The sequence below is a fragment of the Allobosea sp. CER48 genome, assembly GCF_044752385.1.
GTDB lineage: Bacteria > Pseudomonadota > Alphaproteobacteria > Rhizobiales > Beijerinckiaceae > Allobosea.
Window position 1 is genome coordinate 1 of the sequence record NZ_JBIWYK010000121.1, and the last position, 7,724, is coordinate 7,724.

Here is a 7,724-nt window from a genome sequence, read left to right on the forward strand (position 1 = left end):
ATCTCGGTTTCGACCGGCGGCGTCGGGCGCAGCCTGGCCTTGGCGGGAGCGGCCGCAAGGAGGCGAGACTGCGTCTCGGCCGGCGCCTTGCCAGCCTCGCTCGTACCCTGGGCGAGGGTGTCAGGCGACGGCAACAGCCCGGCGCCACCGATCCCCGCCAGCAGCTGCCGGCGATTCAGGAGTGCGGAGCGGGCGGAGCGTTTCGTGGTCATGGCCTATCGCATAATCCGGGCGGCCCGCCGTGGCGAGAGGCTCGCCACCAGGCGCCCGGAAAGCGCCGCGGAAGGCCTTCTTTGCAGAACCGTCATTTTTTTGCTGCAACCGCCGCCTGAAATGCGTATAGCGCTGCGGCTTGACGATGGCCGCGCTGCGTTTGCTCGCGCGCAGCGCTGTCGCTCCGGCGGGCGTGGCGGAACTGGTAGACGCACTGGATTTAGGTTCCAGCGGCGAAAGTCGTGGGGGTTCGATTCCCTCCGCCCGCACCATCGGTTTGATTTTTTCGCGAGCGCGACGGCGGTCGAACCGGCGTCGCGCTTTGGACATTGAGACGTAAACGAGCTGTTGGCGGTACAAAAATGAACGTGACCGAAACCCTGTCCCAGGGCCTCAAGCGCGAATTCCAGGTGGTGCTGAACGCCGCCGACCTGAAGACCAGGCTCGACGACAGCCTGCAGAACCTGCAGGGCAAGGCCAAGATCAACGGCTTCCGCCCCGGCAAGGTCCCGGTCGCGCATCTGCGCCGCCTCTACGGCCGCTCGGTCATGTCCGACGTGCTGCAGAACGCCGTCAACGAGGCGAACCAGAAGATCGTCGCGGACAACAACCTGAAGCTCGCCTTCGAGCCGCAGATCCGCTTCCCCGAGAACAAGGAAGAGATCGAGGCCGCGATGGAGGCCAAGGGCGATCTCGCCTTCACCGTCGCGCTCGAGGTTCTGCCGAAGATCGAGCTGGCCGACATCTCGGACGTCTCGCTGGTGAAGCCCGTCGCCGAAGTTCCGGAGGCCGATGTCGACGCGGCGCTGGAGCGCATGGCTGCCGGCAACCGCTCCTATTCCTCCAAGGGCGAGAAGGCCAAGGCCGAGAAGGGCGACCGCCTGATCATCTCCTTCGTCGGCACGCTCGACGGCGAGAAGTTCGACGGCGGCACGGGCGAGGGCATTCCGCTGGATCTCGGCGCCGGCCAGTTCATCCCGGGCTTCGAGGAGCAGCTGGAAGGCGCGAAGGCGGGCGAGCAGCGCACTGTCAAGGTCACCTTCCCGGAGGCCTATGCCGCGACGCACCTGGCCGGCAAGCCGGCCGAGTTCGAGGTCACCGTCACCGACGTCCAGGGCCCTGACGCCGTCAAGATCGACGACGAGCTCGCCAAGGCCTTCGGCATGGAGTCGCTCGACGCCCTGAAGACCGCCGTGCGCGAGCAGATCGGCCGCGACTTCGACGCCCAGTCGCGCCGCAAGGTCAAGAAGGGCCTGCTCGACGCGCTGGACGGCAAGTACGGCTTCGAGCTGCCGCCGACCCTGGTCGAGCAGGAGTTCACCAGCGTCTGGAGCCAGGTCGAGGCCGACATGAAGGCCGCCAACAAGACCTTCGCCGACGAGGACACCACCGAGGACGCCGCCCGCGCCGACTATCGCAAGATCGCCGAGCGCCGCGTCCGCCTCGGCCTGGTCCTGGCCGAGATCGGCGAGCAGGCCAAGGTGCAGATCTCCGAGGACGAGGTCACGCAGGCCCTGATCGCGCGCGCCCGCCAGTTCCCGGGCCAGGAGAAGGAAGTCTGGGAGTTCTACCGCAAGAACCCGCAGGCTCTCGCCGAGATCCGCGCCCCGATCTTCGAGGAGAAGGTCGTCGATCACCTGCTCGAGCAGGTGAAGGTCGAGGATCAGACGGTCTCCCGCGAGGCTCTCTTCGCCGATGACGAGGCCGATGAGGCCACCGAGGCCAAGCCGAAGAAGGCCGCCGCGAAGAAGACCAAGAAGGCCGAGGCCAAGGCTGACGAGAAGGCCGACGACGCCTCTGCCTGAGCGTCGCGGCAACCATAACGCCATTCTTTGCGCCGCCGGCCTTCATGACCGGCGGCGCTTCCCTTTTCAGCCGCGTTTGCCGTGCTTATGTGGTTGTCTTCCTAGCAGCCGTTGATTCGATAAACCGCCGCAATCCGGCGCTATCACCCGAGGACTGAGCCATGCTTCGCGATCCGATCGAGACCTACAACAATCTCGTCCCGATGGTGGTCGAGCAGTCGAGCCGCGGCGAACGCGCCTTCGACATCTATTCGCGCCTGCTGCGCGAGCGCATCATCTTCCTGACCGGCCCGGTCGAGGATTACTCCGCTTCGCTGATCGTGGCGCAGCTCCTCTTCCTGGAAGCGGAGAACCCCAAGAAGGAGATCTCCTTCTACATCAACTCGCCGGGCGGCGTGGTCACCTCCGGCCTGTCGATCTACGACACCATGCAGTTCATCCGCTGCCCGGTGACGACGCTCTGCGTCGGCCAGGCCGCCTCGATGGGCTCGCTGCTGCTGACGGCCGGCGCCAAGGACATGCGCTTTGCCCTGCCGAACGCACGCATCATGGTTCACCAGCCTTCCGGCGGCTATCAGGGCCAGGTCACCGACATCCTGATCCACGCCAAGGAAGTCGAGAGCCTGAAGAAGCGGCTCAATGAAATCTACGTGAAGCACACGGGGCGCCCCTATGAGGACATCCACAACGCCCTGGAGCGCGACAACTTCATGACCGCCGAGCAGGCCAAGGAGTTCGGCCTGATCGACCAGGTCATCGAGAAGCGTCCCGAGGACGCGGCCTGAGCCTGATGCCTGAGGTCCGCCGTCTCGAAGCTGTGGGTTGGCGGACCGGTCCGAAGGGACCATATTGAAGTAGGATCGGCCCCGTGTTTGCATGGGGTCGGGGGTGAGCGGACGAGCGCTCCACTATGATCCGGTTTGGATCGGCCCTGCGTATCCGGATGTATCGGAACGGGTCGTTAACCTAATCATCGTGATCTGAGCGCTTATTTATGACGGAGAGACGACGGTTGCGTCTGCCTCGGCAGGTGTGGTCCCGGTCTCCGGAACTGGAGATGGACAATGGCTAACAAGCCCGGCGGCGACTCTAAGAGCACGCTGTACTGCTCTTTCTGCGGCAAGAGCCAACACGAGGTTCGCAAGCTCATCGCGGGCCCGACCGTGTTCATCTGCGATGAATGCGTTGAGCTCTGCATGGACATCATCCGCGAGGAATCGAAATCCGCGCTGGTGAAGTCGAAGGACGGCGTGCCGACCCCCAAGGAGATCCGCAAGGTTCTTGACGACTACGTCATCGGCCAGGAGCACGCCAAGAAGGTGCTCTCCGTGGCGGTCCACAACCACTACAAGCGCCTCAGCCACGCGACGAAGCACAACGACGTCGAGCTGGCGAAGTCGAACATCCTGCTGATCGGGCCGACGGGCTCGGGCAAGACGCTGCTTGCGCAGACGCTCGCCCGCATCCTCGACGTACCCTTCACCATGGCCGATGCGACGACGCTGACCGAGGCCGGCTATGTCGGCGAGGATGTCGAGAACATCATTCTCAAGCTGCTGCAAGCCTCCGACTACAATGTCGAGCGGGCGCAGCGCGGCATCGTCTATATCGACGAGATCGACAAGATCAGCCGCAAGTCGGACAATCCCTCGATCACCCGTGACGTTTCGGGCGAGGGCGTTCAGCAGGCGCTGCTGAAGATCATGGAAGGCACCGTCGCCTCCGTGCCGCCGCAGGGCGGGCGCAAGCATCCGCAGCAGGAGTTCCTGCAGGTCGACACGACGAACATCCTGTTCATCTGCGGCGGTGCCTTCGCGGGCCTCGACAAGATCATCTCGAGCCGCGGCAAGGGCACCTCGATCGGCTTCGGCGCGACCGTCAAGGCTCCGGACGACCGCCGCACCGGCGCGATCTTCCGCGAGGTCGAGCCCGAGGATCTGCTGAAGTTCGGCCTCATCCCCGAATTCGTCGGCCGCCTGCCGGTCCTGGCGACGCTCGAGGATCTCGACGAGGCGGCGCTGAAGACCATCCTGACCGAGCCGAAGAACGCTCTGGTCAAGCAGTATCAGCGCCTCTTCGAGATGGAGGACACGCAGCTCACCTTCACCGACGAGGCCGTCAGCCTGATCGCCCGCAAGGCGATCGAGCGGAAGACCGGCGCGCGCGGGCTGCGTTCCATCATGGAGGGCATTCTGCTCGAGACCATGTACGAGCTGCCGGGCCTCGAAGGCGTCGAGCAGGTCGTGATCGGCCCCGATGCGGTGGAGAACAAGGCGCGGCCCCTGTTCATCTACGCCGAGCGCGAGGACGAGACCAAGACGGCCTCGGCCTGAGCTCTGCCGCAGGCCTTGCGACAACGCGACGCGCGCCATTGGCGCGCGTTTTGCGTTGTGATGGGCATGGGTTGAACGCGATCCCGCATCGCAGCAGCCCTGTGCGAGAATGAACCGCCGCAGGTCACGGTCTCCGTCCTTCCTCCGCTGCAGGACAGCGGTGCATGGCTCGGATACCTCGCTTGAAAGCCGGCGAGGAAGTCTCCACTTTAGGTGCACTTGCGAGAGTCGCATGCCTAGCGAGGGTGCGATGCGCGAGGGCGGAGAGGCGAATGGTCGCCTTGGCCGCATACGTCCGATCGCTCCGCCCATATTGGGGGTCCGCCGGGCGCAACTGCAAAGGAACTGCCATGACTGGCTCGACGCCACGCGCTCCCTTCGTTCCAGGCGAGACCGGCACCTACCCGGTTCTGCCTTTGCGCGACATCGTCGTCTTCCCGCATATGATCGTCCCGCTCTTCGTGGGCCGCGAGAAGTCGATCCGCGCGCTCGAGGAGGTGGTGAAGACGGACGGGCTCATCCTGCTGGCGACCCAGAAGAATGCCGGCGACGATGACCCGCAGACCAAGGACATCTATGAAATCGGCACGCTCGCCCGCGTGCTGCAGCTGCTCAAGCTGCCCGACTCCACAGTGAAGGTGCTGGTCGAGGGCGTCGGCCGCGCCAAGGCGCTGTCCTATTCCGCGACCGAGTCCTACTACGAGGCCGAGGCCACGGGTCTCGCCGAAGAGGAAGGCAAGAAGGTCGAGGTCGAGGCGCTCGCCCGTTCGGTCGTCAGCGAGTTCGAGAGCTATGTGAAGCTCAACAAGAAGATCTCGGGAGAGATCGTCGCGGCGGTCTCGCAGATCGACGAGCCGGCCAAGCTTGCCGATACGGTCGCCTCGCATCTGGCGGTGAAGATCGTCGATCGGCAGGGCGTGCTGGAGATCACCAACGTCGCTCATCGCCTGGAGAAGGTGCTCTCGCTCATGGAGAGCGAGATGTCCGTGCTCCAGGTCGAGAAGCGCATCCGCTCGCGCGTCAAGCGCCAGATGGAGAAGACCCAGCGCGAGTACTATCTCAACGAGCAGATGAAGGCGATCCAGAAGGAGCTGGGCGACGGCGAGGAAGGCCGTGACGAGCTGGCCGAGCTGGAAGAGCGCATCGCCCGGACGAAGCTGACCAAGGAAGCCCGTGACAAGGCGACGGCGGAGCTGAAGAAGCTGCGCCAGATGTCGCCGATGTCCGCGGAGGCGACCGTCGTGCGCAACTATCTCGACTGGATGCTCGGCATCCCGTGGGGCAAGCGCTCGAAGATCAAGAAGGACCTCAACGCCGCCCAGCTGGTGCTGGATGACGATCACTTCGGCCTGGACAAGGTCAAGGATCGCATCGTCGAGTATCTCGCCGTGCAGCAGCGCGCCAACAAGCTCGCCGGTCCGATCCTCTGCCTCGTCGGCCCTCCCGGCGTCGGCAAGACCTCGCTCGGCAAGTCGATCGCCAAGGCGACGGGGCGCGAGTTCGTTCGCATGTCGCTCGGCGGCGTGCGTGACGAGGCCGAGATCCGCGGCCACCGGCGCACCTATATCGGCTCGATGCCCGGCAAGATCATCCAGTCGATGAAGAAGGCCAAGACCTCCAATCCGCTCATCCTGCTCGACGAGATCGACAAGATGGGCCAGGACTTCCGCGGCGATCCCTCGGCGGCCCTGCTGGAGGTGCTCGACCCCGAGCAGAACTCGACCTTCAACGACCATTACCTCGAAGTCGATTACGACCTGTCGAACGTGATGTTCGTGACGACGGCGAACACGCTGAACATCCCGCCGGCCCTTCTGGACCGCATGGAGGTGATCCGCATCGCCGGCTACACGGAGGAAGAGAAGACCGAGATCTCGCGCAAGCACCTGATCCCGAACGCGATCAAGAAGCACGGGCTCAACGGCAAGGAGTGGTCGATCACCGACGAGGCCCTGCAGACCCTGGTGCGGCGCTACACCCGCGAGGCCGGCGTCCGCAGCCTCGAGCGCGAGATTTCCAACACCGTCCGCAAGGGCGTGAAGGATATCGTGCTCGGAAAGAAGGCCAAGGTCGTCGTCAACGAGCCGTTGCTCGAGGAGTATCTCGGACCGCCGCGCTATCGCTACGGCATGGCGGAGACGGAGGATCAGGTCGGTGTCGTCACCGGTCTGGCCTGGACGGAGGTCGGCGGCGAATTGCTGACGATCGAGGGCGTCATGGTGCCCGGCAAGGGCCGCATGACCGTCACCGGCAACCTGCGTGACGTGATGAAGGAATCGATCTCGGCGGCGGCATCCTATGTCCGCTCGCGGGCCGTCGATTTCGGCATCGAGCCACCGCTCTTCGACCGGCGTGACATCCACGTCCACGTTCCCGAGGGGGCAACCCCGAAGGACGGGCCTTCGGCAGGCATCGCGATGGCGACCACCATCGTCTCGATCCTGACCGGCATCCCGACCAATCGCGACGTCGCCATGACCGGCGAGGTCACGTTGCGGGGCAGGGTGCTTCCGATCGGCGGCCTGAAGGAGAAGCTCCTGGCGGCTCTGCGGGGCGGCATCAAGAAGGTGCTGATCCCGGAGGAGAACGCCAAGGACCTGATCGATCTGCCGAAGTCGGTCCGTGACGGGCTGGAGATCGTCCCTGTCGCGCGCATGGAGCAGGTGCTCCAGCACGCGCTGACCCGCCAGCCGGTTCCGATCGTCTGGGAAGAGGATCTCAAGGCCGTGCCCAACTCGGGTGCGGATGACGAGGCGGCGGGCGTCGTCGCCCACTGATGCTCTTCTGAGTCATGGGAACCGCCGGCGCCCGCGCGCCGGCGGTTTTCTTTTGGGCGCCGACAGGCTGGAGCGTCCGGTGGGGGCAGGTGGGGCTGTCCGGGAAATCTGGCGCGGGCGACGGGGCTCGAACCCGCGACCTCCGGCGTGACAGGCCGGCACTCTAACCAACTGAGCTACGCCCGCGCTGGGCGGCTGAGGAACGCAGTCCTCAGCAGGATCTGGATCGTGGCCAGGCCACGATGCCCGGGAAGGGCTGGTGGGCAGTGACGGGCTCGAACCGCCGACATCCTCGGTGTAAACGAGGCGCTCTACCAACTGAGCTAACCGCCCCCGGTGCTCGCCGTTTAAGGCCTGAGGCGTCGCATCGCAAGCGCCCCCGTCGCTTCGGTGTGGACGAATCGCAGCCTTCCGGCCGAATTCCGCCATCTTGATCGGCAGGTTGGTCCGGGTGAACGCTCCTTTCCAGAATCGCTCCCGCTCGCGCCGCCGGCAGACCTTTGCCGTCGCCGTTCTTTCCACCGCTCTCGGGCTCGGGCCTGCACTGGCGCAGACGCTGCTGCCGGATTCCTTTTTCGCCGGCCGCCCGGCCTTCT

4 protein-coding genes, 3 tRNA genes and 1 pseudogene are annotated in these 7,724 nt (G+C 65.1%); 5 read left to right on the forward strand and 3 right to left on the reverse strand.

What is annotated here, in order from left to right; genetic code table 11:
- A pseudogene (locus ACIPIA_RS06830) lies at window positions 1-212 on the reverse strand (hypothetical protein); the annotation flags it as partial.
- A gap of 188 nt (window positions 213-400) precedes the next feature.
- Here ACIPIA_RS06830 and ACIPIA_RS06835 point away from each other — a divergent pair.
- The 5 genes from ACIPIA_RS06835 (at window position 401) to lon (ending at window position 7,128) form a co-directional block, all read left to right on the forward strand.
- Window positions 401-485: transfer RNA gene (locus tag ACIPIA_RS06835), tRNA-Leu, on the forward strand.
- A 90-nt stretch (window positions 486-575) separates the two neighbouring features.
- Entirely contained in the window at window positions 576-2,018 is a 1,443-nt protein-coding gene (gene tig / locus ACIPIA_RS06840) for a trigger factor (RefSeq protein ID WP_400507925.1), read from the forward strand.
- Between the two features lie 161 nt (window positions 2,019-2,179).
- The gene (locus tag ACIPIA_RS06845) at window positions 2,180-2,803 is read left to right on the forward strand and encodes an ATP-dependent Clp protease proteolytic subunit (RefSeq protein WP_400507927.1); all 624 of its coding nucleotides are present in this window, start codon (window positions 2,180-2,182) and stop codon (window positions 2,801-2,803) included.
- Between the two features lie 279 nt (window positions 2,804-3,082).
- Window positions 3,083-4,351: an ATP-dependent Clp protease ATP-binding subunit ClpX gene (gene clpX, locus ACIPIA_RS06850; RefSeq protein ID WP_400507929.1), complete on the forward strand. Its 1,269-nt coding sequence runs from the start codon at window positions 3,083-3,085 to the stop codon at window positions 4,349-4,351.
- A 350-nt stretch (window positions 4,352-4,701) separates the two neighbouring features.
- On the forward strand, window positions 4,702-7,128 hold the full coding sequence (lon, locus tag ACIPIA_RS06855) for an endopeptidase La (protein WP_400507930.1): 2,427 nt from the start codon (window positions 4,702-4,704) through the stop codon (window positions 7,126-7,128).
- 109 nt (window positions 7,129-7,237) lie between these two features.
- On the opposite strand, the gene ACIPIA_RS06860 is transcribed toward lon, so the two are convergent.
- Both ACIPIA_RS06860 and ACIPIA_RS06865 read right to left on the reverse strand, forming a co-directional pair.
- Window positions 7,238-7,314, reverse strand: a tRNA-Asp gene (locus ACIPIA_RS06860).
- A 71-nt stretch (window positions 7,315-7,385) separates the two neighbouring features.
- Window positions 7,386-7,461 (reverse strand) — tRNA-Val (locus ACIPIA_RS06865).
- Window positions 7,462-7,724: the final 263 nt, after the last annotated feature.